18 protein-coding genes are annotated in these 17,415 nt (G+C 67.4%); 4 read left to right on the top strand and 14 right to left on the bottom strand.

Annotated features, from left to right (window positions below; genetic code table 11):
- Positions 1–79: 79 nt before the first annotated feature.
- From sigJ to GV790_RS15240, 14 genes are all read right to left on the bottom strand, one after another.
- Positions 80–1,000, bottom strand: coding sequence for an RNA polymerase sigma factor SigJ (sigJ, locus tag GV790_RS15305; protein WP_163814019.1), 921 nt, complete (start codon positions 998–1,000; stop codon positions 80–82).
- Entirely contained in the window at positions 997–2,190 is a 1,194-nt protein-coding gene (locus GV790_RS15300) for an NAD(P)/FAD-dependent oxidoreductase (protein ID WP_163814018.1), read from the bottom strand. The genes sigJ and GV790_RS15300 overlap by 4 nt, the downstream gene beginning before the upstream one ends.
- 73 nt (positions 2,191–2,263) lie before the next feature.
- Complete coding sequence (locus GV790_RS15295) at positions 2,264–2,758, bottom strand: h domain protein (RefSeq protein ID WP_163814017.1); 495 nt, start codon at positions 2,756–2,758, stop codon at positions 2,264–2,266.
- Complete coding sequence (locus GV790_RS15290) at positions 2,755–3,750, bottom strand: hypothetical protein (protein ID WP_163814016.1); 996 nt, start codon at positions 3,748–3,750, stop codon at positions 2,755–2,757. Before GV790_RS15290 ends, GV790_RS15295 begins: the two co-directional genes overlap by 4 nt.
- Positions 3,747–5,183 carry an MCE family protein gene (locus GV790_RS15285; protein ID WP_163814015.1) on the bottom strand — a complete coding sequence of 479 codons (1,437 nt, stop codon included), beginning with the start codon at positions 5,181–5,183 and terminating at the stop codon, positions 3,747–3,749. Before GV790_RS15285 ends, GV790_RS15290 begins: the two co-directional genes overlap by 4 nt.
- On the bottom strand, positions 5,180–6,445 hold the full coding sequence (locus tag GV790_RS15280; protein WP_256673317.1) for an MCE family protein: 1,266 nt from the start codon (positions 6,443–6,445) through the stop codon (positions 5,180–5,182). Before GV790_RS15280 ends, GV790_RS15285 begins: the two co-directional genes overlap by 4 nt.
- Positions 6,445–7,716, bottom strand: coding sequence for an MCE family protein (locus GV790_RS15275; RefSeq protein ID WP_228806037.1), 1,272 nt, complete (start codon positions 7,714–7,716; stop codon positions 6,445–6,447). Before GV790_RS15275 ends, GV790_RS15280 begins: the two co-directional genes overlap by 1 nt.
- Positions 7,717–7,733: 17 nt before the next feature.
- Positions 7,734–8,795 (bottom strand): MCE family protein, encoded by a 1,062-nt coding sequence (locus tag GV790_RS15270; RefSeq protein ID WP_163814013.1) that lies wholly within the window; start codon positions 8,793–8,795, stop codon positions 7,734–7,736.
- Entirely contained in the window at positions 8,792–9,817 is a 1,026-nt protein-coding gene (locus tag GV790_RS15265) for an MCE family protein (RefSeq protein ID WP_163814012.1), read from the bottom strand. Before GV790_RS15265 ends, GV790_RS15270 begins: the two co-directional genes overlap by 4 nt.
- A complete protein-coding gene (locus GV790_RS15260) occupies positions 9,814–11,034 on the bottom strand; it encodes an MCE family protein (protein WP_175585904.1) in 1,221 nt (406 codons plus the stop codon). Before GV790_RS15260 ends, GV790_RS15265 begins: the two co-directional genes overlap by 4 nt.
- Positions 11,035–11,038: 4 nt before the next feature.
- The gene (locus tag GV790_RS15255; RefSeq protein ID WP_163814011.1) at positions 11,039–11,890 is read right to left on the bottom strand and encodes an MlaE family ABC transporter permease; all 852 of its coding nucleotides are present in this window, start codon (positions 11,888–11,890) and stop codon (positions 11,039–11,041) included.
- A gap of 4 nt (positions 11,891–11,894) precedes the next feature.
- A complete protein-coding gene (locus GV790_RS15250) occupies positions 11,895–12,659 on the bottom strand; it encodes an MlaE family ABC transporter permease (protein WP_163814010.1) in 765 nt (254 codons plus the stop codon).
- A gap of 300 nt (positions 12,660–12,959) precedes the next feature.
- Positions 12,960–13,865: a 3-oxoacyl-ACP reductase gene (locus GV790_RS15245; RefSeq protein ID WP_163814009.1), complete on the bottom strand. Its 906-nt coding sequence runs from the start codon at positions 13,863–13,865 to the stop codon at positions 12,960–12,962.
- 43 nt (positions 13,866–13,908) lie between these two features.
- On the bottom strand, positions 13,909–14,097 hold the full coding sequence (locus tag GV790_RS15240) for a ferredoxin (protein WP_081597139.1): 189 nt from the start codon (positions 14,095–14,097) through the stop codon (positions 13,909–13,911).
- 179 nt (positions 14,098–14,276) lie between these two features.
- Here GV790_RS15240 and GV790_RS15235 point away from each other — a divergent pair, with 179 nt between their 5' ends.
- The 4 genes from GV790_RS15235 to GV790_RS15220 all read left to right on the top strand — a co-directional run bounded on the left by GV790_RS15235 (position 14,277) and on the right by GV790_RS15220 (position 17,376).
- Entirely contained in the window at positions 14,277–15,470 is a 1,194-nt protein-coding gene (locus GV790_RS15235) for an acyl-CoA dehydrogenase family protein (RefSeq protein ID WP_014348835.1), read from the top strand.
- A gap of 28 nt (positions 15,471–15,498) precedes the next feature.
- A complete protein-coding gene (locus GV790_RS15230; protein ID WP_163814008.1) occupies positions 15,499–16,605 on the top strand; it encodes an acyl-CoA dehydrogenase family protein in 1,107 nt (368 codons plus the stop codon).
- Positions 16,606–16,709: 104 nt separating this feature from the next.
- A complete protein-coding gene (locus GV790_RS15225) occupies positions 16,710–16,949 on the top strand; it encodes an AbrB/MazE/SpoVT family DNA-binding domain-containing protein (RefSeq protein ID WP_163814007.1) in 240 nt (79 codons plus the stop codon).
- Positions 16,939–17,376 carry a type II toxin-antitoxin system VapC family toxin gene (locus tag GV790_RS15220; RefSeq protein WP_280211199.1) on the top strand — a complete coding sequence of 146 codons (438 nt, stop codon included), beginning with the start codon at positions 16,939–16,941 and terminating at the stop codon, positions 17,374–17,376. The genes GV790_RS15225 and GV790_RS15220 overlap by 11 nt, the downstream gene beginning before the upstream one ends.
- Positions 17,377–17,415 lie beyond the last annotated feature (39 nt).

Raw genomic sequence — 17,415 nt, 5'->3', positions numbered from 1 at the left:
GCCGCGCACCGTCGTTCACCGAGCTGAACGACTGTGCGGCATGAGCAGTCGACCACTCCTACGGCACGCCGGGTGCGGATCACCGGATCGGTGTTCCGGTGCGGCTGACGGTGTGCGGGATTTCGAGGGCGGCAAGTTTGTCGGGGTTGCGGATGCCGTAGCCGTTGACGATCTTGTCGCCGGAGATGTCGAACACCAGAACCGCCTCCAGCTTGTCGCTGACATAGCAGGCCAATGCCGGCTGGCTGTTGCAGTTGACTGCCTCGATACGCACCTGCGGCCGTCGCTGCGCGTATCGGAAGACCGCCAGCAGGATCGCGGCCACCCGCTCCGCGCCGACGACCACCAGTTCCGGCAGCGCGGTCACCTTGCCCCCGCTGTCGGTGGTCCAGGTGATATCCGGCGCGAGTAGCGCCAACAAGCCCTCGAGGTCTCCGGTGGTCGCGGCGGTGATGAAACGTTCGGTGACCGCCGCGGTCCGGGCGGTGTCGACCGGGCCGTACCGCTTGCGCCGGGCCTGCACGTGGTTGCGGGCCCGGCGGGCCGTCTGATGGACGGCATCGACGGCTTTGCCCGTCGCGGCGGCGATCTCGTCGTAGTCGAAGCCGAAGACCTCGCGCAGCACGAAGACCGCCCGCTCGACGGGGGTGAGCGTTTCCAGTACCACCAGCATCCCCATCGAGACCGATTCGGTGAGGACCACGTCGCTCGAGGCGTCACCGTCGGTGAGCAGCAGCGGCTCGGGCAACCAGGGGCCAACGTATTCCTCGCGGCGGCTGGCGCTCGCCCGCAACACGTTCAACGCCTGCCGGGTGACCAGTTGGGCCAGATAGGATTTCGTGTCACGGACCGTGGTCAGGTCCACCCGCCGCCACCGCAGATAGCTGTCCTGCAGCACATCGTCGGCTTCGGTCGCCGAGCCGAGAATTTCGTAGGCGATGGTGAACAGCAGCGGCCGCAGGTGCACGAAACGCTCGGTGTGCTCGTCGGTCGTGGTCACGACTGCACGATCCTATCCGGTTCGGCGTCGCGCAATTCCTTCCGCCTGCCCAGGCCCATGAAGGTCGGGATCGAGCCGGGCTTGCGGGCCTCCTTACGGATGGTCGCGATCGGGCCCGCGAGGCCCACCCGCTCCTTGATCTGCCCGGCCACGCGCCCGCCGATGTACATCGGCACGGGTGTGTCGTTGCGACGGCTGAACTGCATGACACCCGCGCGGCTGCCCAAACCGACGGTGCACGCGACGAAGGCGACGTCCAGCACGCTGGGTTCGGAGCCCGCGATGCGGGCCAGCACGTTGTCGGCAGCCTGGGCGCCGAGGGGCTGCGCGGCATAGCAGCTCATCCGCAGCGGGCGGCCCGAGGGCGCGACCGCGTCTCCGGCGGCGACGATGCGATCGTCATCGATACTGGTCAGCGTCTCATCGGTCAGCAGCCGGCCCAAGTCGTCGGTGCGCAGGCCGCTGCGCGACGCCAGCTCGGGCACCCCGAATCCGGCGGTCCAGATCGTGAGCGCGCTGGGCAGCACCGCGCCGTCGGCCAGCACTACCCCGTCGCGCTGCACCGCACGCACGCGCGCCTGCTCGCGCACCTCCACTCCGTTTCCGGCCAGCCACTTCGCCACCGACCGCCGGGCCGGGCCGGAGAAGTTCGCCGCCAACCGGTCGGCGCTCACGATCGTGACCGGGCGGCCCTGCTCGACGAGTTCGGCGGCGGTCTCGATCCCGGTCAGCCCGCCACCGACCACGACGATCGGGGCCTCCGCCGGCACCTCCGCCAGGGCGGTACGCAGCCGCTGGGCGTGTTCGTATTCGGCGATCGGATGAGCGAATTCGGCCGCACCGGGCACCGAATCGGGCACCGCGGCGGTGCTACCGACCGCGTAGACCACGTAGTCGTAGTCGAGCACGCGCCCCGACCCCAGTTCCACGGTGCGAGCGGTGGTATCGATGCGAACGGCGCGATCCACGATCAACCGCACTCCCGCGCCGAGCATCGTGTCGTAATCGGTGGCGGCCTCGTGGGTACCGGCGACGAACTGGTGCAACCGCATCCGCTCGATGAACTGCGGGCGCGGGTTGACCAGCGTGATCTCGACATCGCGACGCAGGCGCAACCGATTGGCCGCTACCGTGCCCGCGTATCCGCCGCCGAGGACGACCACCTTGGTGAGAGCGTTGAAATCAGTCATACCCCCGAGACACGCGACCCCCCCGAGAACTGACACGAAGTGACACACGTCACATTCATGCCCTCCGCATCGATCAGATCGGGGTTACCGAGGCCACCAGCCACCGATCGTCGGACTTGTCCATCTCGACCCGCACCCGGCTGCCCGAGGTGGTGCCCTGGGGGCTGTCTTTGCTGGTGGTGACCTGGTTCAGGTACAGCATCACCACGGCGTGGGCGCGGTCGGCGGAGACGACGCCGGCGGCCTGGGTGGTGGCCGCGACGGTGAGCTGCTTTTCCTTGGCGCCGGGGACGATCGCCTTCTCGATCAGCGTCAGATAGTCCTTGCGGAACGGGTCGGCGAGGTTGTCGGCAGCCTTCGGCAGTTCGGTGTCGACGGTGGTGTGTTCGTAGCTGAACATGGCCGAGACGGTGCGGCTCGCGGCTTCCACGGCCGCGGCGCGTGAATCCTCGGACCGCTGATCGTCCCAGTAACGGTAGCCGTTGATACCGAGGATGATCGCCGACGCGGCAACGACGACCGCCGTCACGCCGAGCAGGATCTTGGTGCGCAAACGCAAAGCACTCATGCCACGAACTCCACATCAGAGGCGGTCATCCCGGCATCACTGTTGGTCACGGTGATCCGGAATCGGTAGTACCGCAGTTGCGGACCTTCCTGGCCCGCGTTGGTCACGGTCTGTTTGGCGGCCACCAGCACCCGCGCGGAGTCGTCGTCCGAGCTCTCCAGGGCGGCCTCGACGACCTCACCGGTGGACTGCACCTTGGCCTGCTTGACCACCTCGGTGAAGGGGTCGACCCGGCCGTTGAACTCGTCCTTGAACTCGCCCGACGCCATGGTGAGGATGCGGTCGATGTCCTCCTTGGCCGTATCCGCGCGGATGGTGGTCAGGTTCAGCACGGTCTGCCGGGCGGTCTGGATGTACTCGGCGCGCAGGGCATCGCGCTCGTCGGCCGAGCGGACCGCGAAGACCGAGATCACCGCACCGGCCACCAGAGCGAGGGCAACGATCGCCGACGCGGCGACGGCGAGGATGCGCAGGGCCGAGCGGCCGGGACGCTCGTCCTCGGCACTGTGATCACCCTTGTCCGGGGAGGCCTTGTCGAGTTTCACCGTGTCGGCATCCGGATTCGCCGTCGCGGTGCTCAGCTTCACCGTGTCCACATCGGCCGCGCCCGAACTCAGCTCGACAGTGTCGGCCTCGGCCGCGCCGGCGCTCAGCTTGACGGTGTCGGCCGCGCCCGCACTCAGCTTGACAGTGTCGGCCTCGGCCGCGCCCGTCTTCACCGTGTCCGCATCCGCGTCGACGCGGTCCGCCTCGGACGCCGCAGTATCGCCCCGGCCCTCGGCCGCCTCCGACGCCGCAACCATCCCCGTGTCCGGCTTGTCCGGTTCCTGCCCCCGAACATGGGCAGAGCCCGGTACGGCAGTACCGGGCTCGACCGCATCGCTGCGGTCCGGGTCCGAGGCAGGTAGGGCCTCGGTGCGTACCTCGTCGACCGGCGGGCCCGCGGAACGGCTCGCGCGCCGACGAGTCCGGCTGTTGTTCTTTTCGCTCATCGTTGCTGCTCCTCGAACATCGCTTGCCAACTCGACGGAACCGTTCCCGATCCGCCAGGATCGATATTTCCCTGCCGGTAGGTGCGGCCGTCGGTGCCGATATAGACGCCCGTGGCCGGATCGTAGGACCTGGCGGCGGCGGGCGTGGTCATTGCGCCAGATCCCGCCGACGGCGCACCGGCCGGGGCCGAGCCCGGGATCAACGGCGCGGACGCGGGGGCGACGGGCTGCGGCGGGCCGAAGGGCGGGTTGTTGCCCTCCGGAACGTACCCGGTGCGGCACAGCTCCGGGGAGGGCGCCCGCCGTCCGGGGAACTCCGCGCAGGGAGTGTTGCGGATGCCGCGCACCGCGACCGGCGAATCCTGCGGAACCTTGCAGTACAGGCCGGACGGGGTATCGATGGTGTCGAGTTCGCTGGGTGCGCGGCGCTGATCCGGCGGCAGGAATCCGGTGGTGCACGGCGGCGGATCGTTCAGGGTGGTCATGAAGTCGACCAGCGCGCCGTACTCGAGCGGCCCGCGGATCGAGGTCAGCAGGGCCGCGACCAGCGGCGGGTAGACGACAAGGATCTGTTCGACACCCGCGTTGTAGGTGACCGCGACCTGGCCCAGGCTCACCAGATTGGCCAGCAGCAGCGGCAGCGTCGGACGCAGCGAGTCGAACTGATTGGTGACGGTCTCCAGCGCGGCCGGTCCGTCGCGCAGGATATTGCGCAGGGCCGGATCGTGTTCGCGCAGTTGATCGGTCACCGTGGCCAGATCGGCGGTCCAAGAACGGATGGCGTCCTCGGAGCGGACCTGGGTGTCCAGCAGCGGCCCGATCTGTTCGATCAGCTGCTTGGTCGGCTCGGCGCTGTCCTTGGCTTCCTGCACCAGCAGGGCCGCCGAATCAATGAAGCGTTGCAGGTCGGGGCCTGCGCCGTTGAACGCGCGGAACGCCTCGTCGATCACCTGCCGCAGCCGGGTGTCGGCGACACTGGACAACAGCCGGTCGGTCTGGTCGAGCAGCGCACCCACGTCCTGCGGAAGCTTGGTCCGCTCCACCGGGATCACGCTGCCGTCGTAGAGGTTTCCGTCGCCGCCGTCCTCGACCGGCACCAGGTCGACGTACTGTTCGCCGATCGCGGACACGCTGCGCACCCAGGCCTCGGAGTCACCGGGGATCTTGTAGTCGCTGTCGATGGACAGATCCGCCTCCACCCCTTCGGGTGTCAGCCGGACCTCGGTCACCTTGCCGACGTTCGTGCCGCGGTAAGCCACGTTCGCCTGCTGGTACAGCCCGCCGGTCGCCTCCAGCTGCACCGTGACCTTGTAGCGGCCGATGCCGAGCATCGCGGGCACACCGATGTAGGTGCCACCCATGACCACCAGGCCGATCACGGTGAGTACGGAGAAGATCGCCAGCTGGATCTTGACGAATTTGGTGAGCGTCACCGCCCCTGTCCCCCTTCCGGCGCGGGTGCCGGGGCGGCCGCGCCGGGCAGCGGCACGGTCAGTCCGGGAATGGCGGGCAGGCCGGGAATCGGCGGCAGCCCGGGGATGGTGGGCGCGGGCGCGCCGGGTTGACCGGCCGGCGGCTGCATCGGCGTGGTCAGCGGATTACCTTGCTGCCCGGCGGTTTCCGGCGCGAAGGTGCCGAGGACGCCTTCCACGCCGCCGAACCGGCCGCCGAGCGGGGTTCCGGTGAGGAAGTTGGAATCCAGGCGTTTGCCCGTCATATCCACGGTCATGAACAGGTTGAGGTAATCGCCCTTGATGGCGTTGCCGAGGTTCTTCATCGGGAACGGGAAGCTCAACGCGATCTTCAGGGCCTCGGTGAGGTTGTTGCCGGTGTCGGCCAGAGTTTGCAGGACCGGCCCGAGTGCCGCGAGATTCGCCTTCAGGTTGTCGCCGGCGTTGTCGATGATCCGCTGGGTGACGTCACTGAGGTCGCCGAGCGCGGTGAGCGTATGGGTGATGTTCTCCCGGCGATCGGCCAGCACCGTGAGCGCGGGATGGATCTGCTCGATCGCGCGGCCCACCAGATCACGCTGCTGGTTCAGCTGCCCACCGAGCCGGTCCAGCCCCGCCATCGCGGCGATGATGTCGTTGGTCTGCGATTGCAGATTGGTGGTCAGGTCGTTGAGCCGCGGCAGCAGATCGCGGATCTCATCCTCGTTGCCGACGAAGGCCGCGTTCAGCTCGCGCGTGATGGTCTCCAGCTGCGAGATGCCGCCACCGTTGAGCACCACCGACAGCGACGACAGCACCTGCTCGGTGGTCGGGTAGGCCCCGGCGCGGTCGAGCGGGATCACATCGCCGTCGCTGAGCCTGCCCTGCGGCTGCATGTTCGTCGGCGGCGCCAGTTCCACATGATTGCTGCCGAGCAGACTGGTCTGCCCGATCTTGGCGACCGCGTTGGCGGGCAGCACCACATCGGGATTGAGCGAGACGGTGACCAGCGCGTGCCAGCCCTCCACCTCGATCCCGGTGACGGTGCCGACCGCGACGTCGTCGACGCGGACCGGCGAATTGCGGGTCAGCGTGGTGACATTCGGCATCTGGATGCGCACCTGGTACGCGCCCTCGCCGGTGCCCTCGTTACCGGGCATCGGTAGCGAGTTCAGCCCGTCCCACTGACACCCGGTGACGCCGAGCGCCAGGGTGAGTCCGACCGCGACGGCCGCGGTGCGGCGCATCGCCTTTGGTTTGCGCATCATCGCCCTCCTCCCGGCGCCGGCGGCGCGGGCAATCCCGGAATGGCAAGCCCGGCGATGCCGCTGGGCACCGTCACCGGCGCGGCACCGCGAGCCGGGGCAGGCCCCTGGGTCTGCTGGGTGCCCGCCAGCGACTCCGGGCTGAACACCAGCTGGTCCGGGAACGCGGTGACACCGGTCGCCGGATTGGCCAGCAGCGGCGGGTAGTTCATCGCGAGCGATTTCAGCACCGGCGCCAGGAACTCCGCGCAGAGGGCCGCACTCTGATCGGAGTTGTATCCCTCGCGCGCCTGCACCGATCCGCACAGGAAGCTGAGCGGATCCGCGGTGTTGTTCAACGCGATGGCACCGGTCAGCGTGCCCTGTGCGGGCTTGTAGATCTGATAGAAGTTCACCAGCGCGGTCGGGCCGGAGTGCAGCACCTGTTCCAGCTCGGGGCGCTTGTCGACCAAAATCTGAGTGGCGTCGGCGAGCTTCTGCACGCCCTCGGTGAGTTCGGCGCCGCTGCTGTCGAGGAAGCGTTTGACGTCGGCGACGGCGATATCCAGGTTGTCCAGACCCGCGCCGAGATCATTCGATACACCGGCCAGCACCGACGACACCGAGGCGAGCCTGCCGCCGAACTGCACGATCTGCTCATTGCTCGCCGAGAGCACCTCGACGAAATGCTGCAGGTTGCGGATGGTGCCGAACAGGTCGGTGCGGCCGTCGGAGAGGGTGGTCAGCGTCGCCGACAGCTCGCGCAGCGTCTCCCGGAACCGGTCGCCGTTGCCGTCGAGGTTCTCCGCGGCGGTATCGACGAACCGGCCGAACGAACCCTGCTGGTCTTCCCCGACCGGCCCGAGTGCCGTTGCCAGCTTGGACAATTCGGCCTTGATGTCATCCCACTCCACTGGAACGGCAGTGCGTTCGATGCCGATCGTGGCGCCGTCTTCCAGCTTCGGGCCCTCGGTGTAGGCGGGGGCGATCTGGATGAAACGGGCCGCGACCAGCGACGGCGCGATGATCACCGCGCGGGAGTCGGCGGGCAGGTCGATGCCGCGGTCGATGGTCATCTCGACCTTCACCTGATCGGCGCTCGGCTCGATCGAGTCGATGCTGCCGACCTTGACCCCGAGCACCCGCACATCGTCACCGGCGTAGAGGCCGCTGGTGGAGGTGAAGTAGGCGGTGATGTTCGTCTTGCCGATCCGGTTCAGCGCGGTGTAGCCGGCGAACACCACCAGCGCGGCGACCAGCACCGCGGCGGCGATGAACACCCATCGGGGCATACTGCGAATTCTCGATGTCATCGCGGCGGCTCCTGGGTCGCGGGTCCGATGGACGGCATCGGGTCGAAGTACCCGCGCAACGATTCGGGCAGGTTCTGCGGCCAGACCAGCGAATCCACCAGGATCTGCAAGCCGGGGCTGGTCGCGTTGACGACGTAGGCCTGGAAGTACGGACCACTGCCGACCTGCTCACCGAGCGCGGCCGCGAACGGGCCGAGACCGTCGAGCGCCTGGGAGATGTTGTCCCGGTTGCGCTGGAGCAGGTCGAGTACCGAGTTCAGCTTGTCCAGCGCCGGTTGCAGCTGCGCCTCGTTATCGGCCACCAGGCCCGAGAGCTGCTGGGCCAGCCCGTTGACGTAGACGATCAGCTGGCTGATCGCGGTGCGCCGCCGATCCAGCTCGCCGAGCAGCTCGTTGCCGTCCAGCAGCAGCGCGTTGAGCTGGGTCGCGCGGTCGGACAGGATCTTCGTGACGTTCTGCGCGCGCGTCAGCAGATCCGACAGCGCCTGGTCACGGGTATTGATCGTGCGGGAGAGCGCGGTGATGCCGTCGAGGGCGTTGCGCAGCGGTTCCGGCGTATCGGCGAAAGTGGCCGACAGGGCGTCGAGGGTCTGGTCCACCCGGTCCATGTCCAGGCCGCCCACGGTGTCGGCCAGATCGCCGAGCGCCTCGTTCAGCGAGTAGGGCGAGGTGGTCCGGTCCAGCGGGATGGTGTCGTCGACGCGCAGCGCGCCGGGGCCGTCCGGGGTGACCTCGAGCGATTTGCGGCCGAGCACGGTATTGGTCTTGATCGCGGCCGAGGTCTTGTCACCGAGCACGATGGATTCGTTCAGGGTGAAGGTGACCAGCACCTTCGCCCCGTCCAGCTCGACGTCCTCGACCTGCCCGGACCGCACACCGGCCACCTGCACGTCGTCGCCGGGTACCAGCCCGCCCGCGTCGGCGAAGAATGCGGTGAAGGTGGCGCCGGAGCGGATGAAGGGCAGCCGGTCGAACTGGAGCGCCGACAAGGCGACCGTCACCGCGAGCACCAGACCGACGACGCCGATCGTTGTTGCGGGCGTTGACTTCTCACTCATTCGCTCGCACACCTTCCGGTATCTTGCCCGCCCGGGAAGACCACGCTCATGGGCTTGCCGTCCGGACCGTCGACGAGGAAGTTGGTCTCGCAGACATACAGCTGCAGGAACGATCCGTAGGAACCGATGCGGATCAACTGCCGATAGGTCTCGGGCAGCCGCTCCAGTACCCACTGCACGGTGTCGGAACCGTTGTTGACGTTGGTGGCGACCCGGTCGATCTGCGCGACGGTGTTCTTCAGATCCGGACGCGCCTGCGCGAGCAGATCGGTGAGGTCACCGGTGGCGCCGGCGATCCGGGGCAGCGCGGCGCCGATCGGATCGCGGTCGGCGGCCAATCCGCTGACCAGCCGCTGCAATTCGTTGATCGTGGTGGTGAACTGCTCGTCGCGCTCGTCGATGGTGGCCAGCACGGCATTGAGGTTGTCGATCACGCTGCCGATCAGGGCGTCGCGGTCGGCCAGCGTCTTGGCGAAGGAGCCGCCGCTGTTGAGCAGCGACACCAGCGTGCCGCCCTGGCCTTGGAACACCTGGAGCAGGGCGTTGGTCAAGTCGTTGACCTGCGCGGGATCCAGGCCGCGCAGCAGCGGTTTGAATCCGCCGAGCAGCATGTCGAGATCCAGTGCCGGCGCGGTCTGCTCCAGGCCGATGGTGCTGCCCTCGGGCAGGATGTCGGCCGACCCCGGACCCTCGAGCAGTTCCAGGTAGCGGTCGCCGACCAGGTTCTCGTACCGGATGGTGGCGCGAGTGCTGCTGTACAGCTTGAACTTCCGGTCGACGTCGAACTCGACGTGGGCCAGATGGTCCTTGCCGACTTCCACCGACGTCACCGAACCCACCGGGACACCCGCGATGCGCACCTTGTCGCCGGGCAGCATGCCCGAGGCGCTGGTGAACACGGCGTTGTAGCCGTTTTCCCTGGCGAAGCGCACCTCGCTGAACACGATCACCAGGCCGGTGAAGATCAGCGTCATCACCAGCGTGAAGATGCCAAGCTTGACTTTCGTTGCGGTATTCCTCACGGCTGGCGCACCCCCGGAAGCCCGGCGAACAGAATCTGGAAAACCTTGGGCGCGTTGATCGTCAGCTGCGTCGACGGCGCGTACGGCGCGCCCTCAGAGGTATCGGTGACGACGTAGTCCGCGTGCGTGCCCGGCTCCCGGTCCACGGTGCCCGCGCAATGCGGCCCGCCGGTGGCATTCACCTTCGGCAGATCCTCCGGATAGGTGTAGGCGGGGTGGCCGTACATGAAGCTCGCGTTCAGCGCGACGCCGGGCTGGAGCCCACCGAAGACCGCCTCACCCAGCGGTAGCGCCTTGCCGAGCCCGAGGATCAGGCACGACAACGCGGGCCGGTACTCGTAGAGCAGTTCGCTCGTGGGCCGCAGCAGGTCCAGCGCGGTGACCAGCGGCTGTTCGTTGTCGCGCAACACCGAGCCTGCGGTATCGGCCAGGCCGGTCAGGTTCGCCAGCAGCGCGTCCACCCCCGCGGTCTCGTCGACGATGGTGCCGCTGGTGACGATCGCGTTGTCGACCGTGCGCAGCAGATCGCCGACGGTATCGGCGTAGATATCGGTGACCTGCGCGGTGGTGGCCAGATCTCGTTGCAGCGTGGGCAGACTCGGGTTGATGTCGCGCAGGAAGGCCTCGCTGTTGACGAGCAGATCGCCGAGCTTCTCGCCGCGGCCCTGCAGCGCGGTGCCGAGGGCGGCCAGGGTGGCATTGAGCTTTTCCGGCTCGACCTGGGCCAGCACATCGGACAGATGCTGGAACAGCGTGTTGAACTCGACGGTCACCTTGCTCGCCGCCACCGTCGCACCGGGTTTCAGCGACTCGGCCGACGGCTCCTCGGGAACGGTGAAGTTCACGTACTTGGCACCGAACACGGTGGTCGAGCGGATGTCGACGCCGGCGTTGGCGGGCACCAGCTTCAGCTGATCCGGGTTCAACGCCAGATTGATCGTCGCGCCGTCGTCGCCGAGCTCGATATCGGAGACCCGGCCGATCTCGACCCCGCGCACCTTGACCTTGGCGTCCGGGTCGAGCACCAGGCCGCTGCGCGGCGCCTTGACGGCTACCGCGACGGTCTGGGTGAACCCGCCGACGAACATGATCATCGACACGGTCACCACCGCGACCATGAACAGCACGAGCCCGAGCCCGGCCAGTTTCAGTCCGAGCGGGCCGCGCAGCCGTGCCGCCAGACCCGAGGACCGCCCCGAAGTTTTCGTGTTCACCATGCCGCTATCCGGAGAGGTTGAAGTTGCCGGAAGTGCCGTAGATGGCCAGCGAGACCAGCAGCGTCACCGTGACCACCGCGACCAGGGAGGCGCGCACCGCGTTGCCCACCGCGACGCCGACGCCCACCGGACCGCCCGCGGCGTGGAAGCCGTAGTAGGTGTGGATCATCATCACCGCGACCGCCATCAAGATCGCCTGCACGAACGACCACAGGATGTCGCTCGGGATCAAGAAGGTGGAGAAGTAGTGGTCGTAGACGCCGGCGGACTGCCCATAGATCACCACCGTCGCGAACCGGCTGGCGACGAACGAGGCGATCACCGCGAGCGAGTACAGCGGGATGATCGCGATCATCCCGGCCAGCACCCGCGTACCCACCAGGTACGGCACCGGCCGGATGCCCATGGATTCGAGCGCGTCGATTTCCTCGGCCACCCGCATCGCACCCAGCTGCGCGGTCGAACCGGCGCCGATGGTGGCGGCCAGGCCGATACCGGAGATCACCGGCGCCGCGATACGCACATTGATGAAGGCGGCGAAGAAGCCGGTGAGTGCCTCGACGCCGATATTGCCGAGCGAGCTGTAGCCCTGTACCGCGATGGTGCCGCCGGTGAACAGCGTCAGGAACCCGACGATCACCACGGTGCCGCCGATGACGGCGAGCGCGCCGGTGCCCATGCTGATCTCGGCGATGAGCCGGATGGTCTCGGTGCGGTAGTGCACCAGCGCCTTCGGCATCGAACCGATCGCGCGGCCGTAGAACACGGCCTGTTTGCCGAGTTCGTCTATCGAATTCGACATCCGGCGCACCCGCCGCACCATGCGGGGGAACCGGGACTGGATCACGAAGGCCATCGGATCACCGCACCGCGAACTTGATGCCGACGGCGGTGACGACGACGTTCACCACGAACAGCGCCATGAACGCGAACACCACGGTCTGGTTCACCGCATCACCGACACTCTTGGGGCCGCCTTTGACGTTGAGCCCGAGATAGCAGGCCACCAGGCCGGCGATCAGGCCGAACAGGCCCGCCTTGACCTCGGAGATGACCAGCTCGGGCAGGTTGGTGAGCAGGGTGATCCCGTTGACGAAGGCGCCCGGATTCACATCCTGGAGCAGCACCGAGAACAGGAATCCGCCCAGGATGCCGATGGTGCACACCAGGCCGTTGAGCAACAGCGCGACGAACATCGATGCGAGCACCCGCGGGACCACGAGTCGTTGGATCGGGTCGATGCCGAGCACCTTCATCGCGTCGATTTCCTCGCGAATGGTGCGTGCGCCGAGGTCGGCGCAGATGGCGGTGGCGCCGGCGCCGGCCACGATGAGCACCGTGACGATCGGGCCGACCTGGGTCACCGCGCCGAAGGCCGCGCCCGCGCCGCTGAGGTCGGCCGCGCCGATCTCGCGCAGCAGGATGTTCAGCGTGAAGCTCACCAGCACGGTGAAAGGTATGGCTACCAGCAGGGTCGGCACGATCGAGACTCGCGCGATGAACCAGGACTGGTCGACGAACTCGCGTGCCTGGAAGGGCCGGCGCATGCTGGCACGCGCCACCTCCGCCGTGAGGTCGAAGAACCCGCCGACCGCCCGCAATGGCACGGCAAGGACCTCGTTCATCGGCGATCCTCCTTGCCTGACTACTGGTCCTGCTGACGGACGCGGCGGCCGCAACCGCCCCGCGCCCCGGACAAGTAGAACACGTTCACTAAGACTCTGTGGGGCTTTTGGCCCTATTTGAACTGCTATTTCGATCCAATCTCAGACAGCAAGATTGGAACCTGGTTCATACGTGTTGAGCATCACTGTTGTGAGCCCTGGCACATACGATCCCCATGTCTACCAACTACTGGACGGCCGATCAACTCTTGGACGGCCGTTCAGGAAGCGGTCGAGCGGACGGACGGGCAACGGGGCTGGTCAGCCCAGTGCGTGTAGCGACGTTGCAGAAAAGGTACGACCTTCCGGGCGCTGGGCGAAGTACGCGCTCAGCGTGGCGGCCAGATCACCGGTCGACCACTGTTCACCCGTCGCGTCGAAGCGCTGCTCGACCTCCGGCGCGGCCATCAGCGCGACCATCGGGCCGTACACCACGAAGACCTGACCGCTCACCGCGTCGGCCGCGGGCGAGGACAGATAGGCCACCAGCCGCGCGACATGGTCCGGCGAGAGCGGGTCGACCGCACCCTCTGGGGCGTCCGCGAAGACCGCCTCGGTCATCGCGGTCCTGGCCCGGGGGCAGATCGCGTTGGCCCGCACGCCGAAACGCGCGAGGGCGCGCGCCGCCGACAAGGTCAGCGCGGTGATACCGGCCTTGGCCGCGCCGTAGTTCGCCTGCCCTTCCGGACCGAGCAGCCCGGCCTCGGACGAGGTGTTGACGATGCGGCCGTAGACCGGACCGCCCGCCGCTTTGGACTTGCCGCGCCAGTAGGCGCCCGCATTGCGGCTGAGTAGGAAATGGCCGCGCAGGTGCACCGCGATCACGGCGTCCCAGTCCTCGTCGGACATATTGAACAGCATCCGGTCCCGCGTGATGCCCGCGTTGTTGACCACGATGTCGAGCCCACCGAAGGCCTCGGTGGCGGTGCGGATCAGTTCGTCGGCGGTGGACCGCTCGGCGACGCTGCCCGCGACGAACTCCGCTTTCGCGCCGAGCGCGCGAATATCGGCCATGGTCTGCGCCACGGCTTCGGAATCGGCCAGATCATTGACGACGACCGAGGCGCCGGCACCGGCGAGGGCCAGCGCCTCGGCGCGACCGAGGCCGGCACCCGCCCCGGTCACGATCGCAACACGTCCGGCAAGGCTCACATCGTTATCGTTCACCGGGCCGACTTTAGAACGTGTTCCAGTTCACGGCAAGAGCCGATTACAACAATTTCAGCGCTGCTTTCGGGCATTGCGCGACCGCGTCCTCCACCTCGGCGACGCGATCGGCGGGCACTTCACCCTCGGCAATGTGCAGCACGTCTTCATCGTCGAGTTCGAACACGTCGGGGGCGATTCCGACACAGATTCCGTTCGCTTCGCACTGGTCGAGATCAACAACGACCTTCATCAGAACTCCTTCACCGCGGCTGTCGCCGAAGAGTAACAAGCCGATGCCGCCGCGCGGGCGGACATCGAGTGGATCCACTATCAATACTGGAACATGTTTCAGTCGATATGCAATGATCGGAACGCCGGTTTCCTATCCGGGTGTCCCTATTCGATGAATGAAGGCCCGAGGTAACGCCCATGCGCATCGCCTACACGCCGCAGCAGCAACAGCTACGAGCGGAGCTGCGCGACTACTTCGCCACGCTGATCACCCCCGAACGCCGCGCTGCGCTCAGCGCGCAGACCGGTGAATACGGGCAGGGCAACGTCTACCGCGAGGTCGTGCGGGAGATGGGCCGCGACGGCTGGCTGGCGCTGGGCTGGCCGAAAGAGTTCGGCGGCCAGGACCGGCCGATGCTCGATCAGCTGATCTTCACCGACGAGGCCGCCATCGCGGGCGCGCCGGTGCCTTTCCTGACCATCAACTCCGTCGCGCCGACGATCATGCATTACGGCAGCGAGGAGCAGAAGAAATTCTTCCTGCCCAAGATCGCAGCCGGTGAGCTGCACTTCTCCATCGGTTACTCCGAGCCGGGCGCAGGCACCGACCTGGCCTCGCTGCGCACCACCGCGGTGCGCGACGGCGATGAATACGTCATCAACGGGCAGAAGATGTGGACCAGCCTCATCGCCTACGCCGATTACGTCTGGCTGGCCTGCCGCACCGATCCGACGGCCAAGAAGCACAAGGGCATCAGCATGCTGATCGTGCCCACCGACGCCGAGGGCTTCTCCTGGACGCCGGTGCACACCATGGCCGGGCCCGACACCAGCGCCACCTACTACCAGGACGTGCGCGTGCCGGTCACCGCGCTGGTGGGCAAGGAGAACGGCGGCTGGCCGCTGGTCACCAACCAGCTCAACCACGAGCGGGTCGCGCTCACCTCCTCCGCGCCGCTGGCGCTGGCGCTGCGCCAGACCGTCGAGTGGGCGCGCGAGACCAAATCCTCGGACGGCTCACGGGTGATCGACCGCGAATGGGTGCGGTTGAACCTGGCCAAGGTGCACGCCAAGGTCGAATACCTGAAGCTGCTGAACTGGGAGATCGCCAGCCGCGCCGACGCGGGCGGTGACGCGGCGCCGCGGCCGTGGGACGCCTCGGCGTGCAAGGTGTACGGCACCGAACTGGCCACCGAGGCCTACCGGCTGCTGATGGAGGTGCTCGGACCGCAGGCCTACCTGCGCCAGGACTCCCCCGGCTCGGTGCTGCGCGGACGGCTCGAGCGGATGCACCGGGCCGCGCTGATCCTGACCTTCGGTGGCGGCACCAACGAGGTCCAGCGCGACATCATCGCCATGACCGCGCTGAAGCAGCCCGCCGCCGCCCGCTGAGACCGGATTTCGAAAGCAGGAACTCACCATGGATTTCACCCCAACCGAGGCCCAGGGCGATCTGGCCCGGCTGACCGGCGAGGTATGCGCCAAGCTGGTCACCGATGACCGGCTGCGCGAACTCGACACCGCCGAGGTGCGGTTCGACGAACCGCTGTGGCAATCGCTGGCCGAGACCGGCGTGCTCGCCGCCGCCGTGCCGGAGGCCGTCGGCGGCAATGACTTCGGCGTACTCGAACAGACCTCGATCCTGCGCGAACTCGGCCGGTACGTGGCGGCTGTCCCGTATCTATCGTCGATCGTGCTCGGCGCGGGTGCACTCGCCCGGTACGGCGATGACGAACAGCGTGAGCTCGCCCGGCGGGCCGGTGCTGGCGAGTTGATCCTCACCGCCGCGCTGACCGAGGAACACAACTGGGACACCGCGACCCCGGATACCACCGCCACCGACACCGCCGACGGCTGGCGGATCACCGGCACCAAGACCACCGTCCCGGTCGCCGACCGGGCGCACCGGATCCTGGTGCCCGCCACCGTGTCCGGGCAGACCGCCGTGTTCCTGGTCGATCCGTCGCACTCCTCGGTGCGGGTGACCGCCCAGCAAGTGGTCGACCGCAGCGCGGAGTTCCTGGCGGAGTTCACCGACTCCCCGGCCCAGCTGCTCGGCACCGTGGACGCCGGCGCCGAGATCCTGGACTGGCTGCTGCTGCGCGCCTGGCTCGGGCTCAGCGCCCAGCAACTCGGCACCCTCGAACGCGCCCTGGAACTCGTGGCCGAGTACGCCCGCGAGCGCGAACAGTTCGGCAAGGCCATCGGCAGCTTCCAGGCCGTCGCCCAGCGCCTGGCCGACGCCTACATCGACCTCGGTGGCCTGCGCCTGACCGTCACCCAGGCCGCCTGGCAGCTGTCGGAAGACCTACCCGCAGCCCCGGCCGTGCACACCGCCAAGTTCTGGGCCGCCGAAGCCGGCCACCGCATCGCCCACACCGTCGTCCACGTGCACGGCGGCGTCGGCATCGACCGCGACCACATCGTGCAGAACTACTTCACCGCCGCCAAACACAACGAATTCGCCCTCGGCCCCGCCCCGGACCACCTGCTCCCCATCGCCGAGCACCTGGCCGACTCGGCCTGAGCCGCCCGCTGTCGACCCGCCGGAAACATTCGGCGGGTCGAACCCGCAGCGCGTAGTATTACGTAATATACGTATTACGTTGCACTACACCTCGGAGGGGCGAAATGCTGCTGAACAGCAAGGGGCAAGTCACGATCCCTGCGCATCTGCGGGCCAAGCACAACCTGCACGAGGGCGATGACATCGAGATTGTCGAGGTCGCGGGCACGCTCCAGATCGTACGAGCCGACAAGGCTCCGACCCGTGGGCAGCGGATAGCGCGCAGACTTCGCGGGACGACCAGCAACAAGGACATCGAATCCTTGAGCACGGACGAGATCATGGGCTTGCTCCGTGGCGAGTAGCCTCACCCCGATCGGGGGACCTGCCACGCTGATCGACTCGTGCGTGCTGCTCGACGTCATGAACAACGACCCCGATTGGGCACAATGGTCCGAGGAACGAATTACCGACGCCTTCGATACCGGTCGGGTCGTCATCAATCCGATCATCTACGCTGAAGTGTCGGTTGGCTACGCGACCGTCGAAGAGGTCGACGATCTGCTGTCCGCCGATGAATTCCTTCGTGAAGGCCTGCCGTTCCGCGCCGGATTCTTGGCAGGTAAAGCCCATCTGCGCTATCGGCGTAACGGCGGCGAGAAGCGTTCGCCGCTACCAGACTTCTACATCGGCGCGCACGCAGCCATAGCCGGATACCGCCTGCTGACCCGCGATGCGCGTCGATATCGTGGCTATTTTCCGACCGTAGAACTGATCATTCCCGTCACCTGAGGGGTACGTCACGCAAGGCGATCGTTCAGTTCTCGGCTG

Source organism: Nocardia cyriacigeorgica, from assembly GCF_010858045.1.
GTDB classification, from domain to species: domain Bacteria; phylum Actinomycetota; class Actinomycetes; order Mycobacteriales; family Mycobacteriaceae; genus Nocardia; species Nocardia cyriacigeorgica_E.
Note: the sequence above shows the minus strand (reverse complement) of the source record. Positions and strands in the feature narration are given on the sequence as shown.